The sequence below is a fragment of the Streptomyces jumonjinensis genome (assembly GCF_009600885.1).
GTDB classification, from domain to species: Bacteria; Actinomycetota; Actinomycetes; order Streptomycetales; family Streptomycetaceae; genus Streptomyces; species Streptomyces jumonjinensis.
This window is the reverse complement of the sequence record NZ_VCLA01000194.1, coordinates 7,322-8,329: the sequence shown is the minus strand read 5'-3', so window position 1 is coordinate 8,329 and position 1,008 is coordinate 7,322. Positions and strand designations below refer to the sequence as shown.

Below are 1,008 nucleotides of genomic sequence, written 5' to 3'. Positions count from 1 at the left end.
CCACGGGCCCGCCTTCACCGACCCCGGACGAGCACACCCCTGCCCCGGGATCCTCTGGAGACCACGCATGCACAGCGCCACCACCCACGAGCCGCGCACCCTCGGCGACCACACCTGGCAGGACCAGGCCGCCTGCCGCACCAGCACCCACCACACCGTCGACCCGGAGCTGTTCTTCCCCGGACCGGACGAGATCGACCGCATCACCGCCGCCAAGACCATCTGCGCCCAGTGCCCCGTCCGCCGCACCTGCCTGGACACCGCCCTGGAGAACGGCGACCGCGACGGCATCCGGGGCGGCCTCACCGAGGAAGAACGCGACGCCCTCCACAGCAAGCTCCCCCAGCGCCTCGACTACACCCGGATCAACGAAACCCTCGCCGGCCGAGACGTCCACCTCAGCCGCGCCGAACGCCGCGCGGTCGCCCGCGACGCCTACCAGGCCGGGATCCCGGCCGACCAGCTCGCCCGCCTCCTGAAGATCACTGTGGACCACGCCAAAAAGCTCTACCGCCACGCCAGCCGAGAGATCCGCAACCGCAACACCAAGAAGACCGGTACCCGGACGGTGCCGGTCACCTCGGCGGCGCCCAAGGCCCCGGCCCGTGCCGACCTCGGGACGGCCGCGTGACCACCCCGGCGCCGATACCGGCGCACACCACCACCGCCTGGGACAAGGCCGCCGTCGTCACCCTCGGCGCCGCCGCCTGCGCCCTCTCCTACGACGCCCTCCAGCAGATGGCCGCCTCCATCCACATCCGGGGCGCCCTCACCTACCTCTTCCCCCTGATCATCGACGGCTTCATCGCCTACGGAGTGCGCGGCCTCCTGGTCCTGCGGGCCGCGCCGTTCACCGCCCGGCTCTACGCCTGGACCCTTTTCGGCACCGCCTCCGCGGTCAGCATCTGGGCCAACGCCCTTCACGCCGTCCGCCTCAATCAGCAGGGCCCGCCCGGGGCTGGGCTGAGGCTGGAGGACGTCACGGTCGGCGTGCTCTCCACGGTCGCC

General features: G+C 72.3%; 2 protein-coding genes. Both read left to right on the top strand.

The window, feature by feature from the left end; translation table 11 throughout:
- Window positions 1-67: 67 nt before the first annotated feature.
- A complete protein-coding gene (locus FF041_RS32475; protein WP_153526082.1) occupies window positions 68-631 on the top strand; it encodes a WhiB family transcriptional regulator in 564 nt (187 codons plus the stop codon).
- A partial coding sequence (locus FF041_RS38335; protein ID WP_323393359.1) for a DUF2637 domain-containing protein occupies window positions 628-1,008 on the top strand: 381 nt, incomplete at its 3' end. The genes FF041_RS32475 and FF041_RS38335, both read left to right, overlap by 4 nt.

What these genes read in the sequence shown, in the direction of transcription:
- FF041_RS32475 (WP_153526082.1), top strand. Translation starts at nt 68, where the DNA reads ATGCACAGCGCCACCACCCACGAGCCGCGCACCCTCGGCGACCACACC.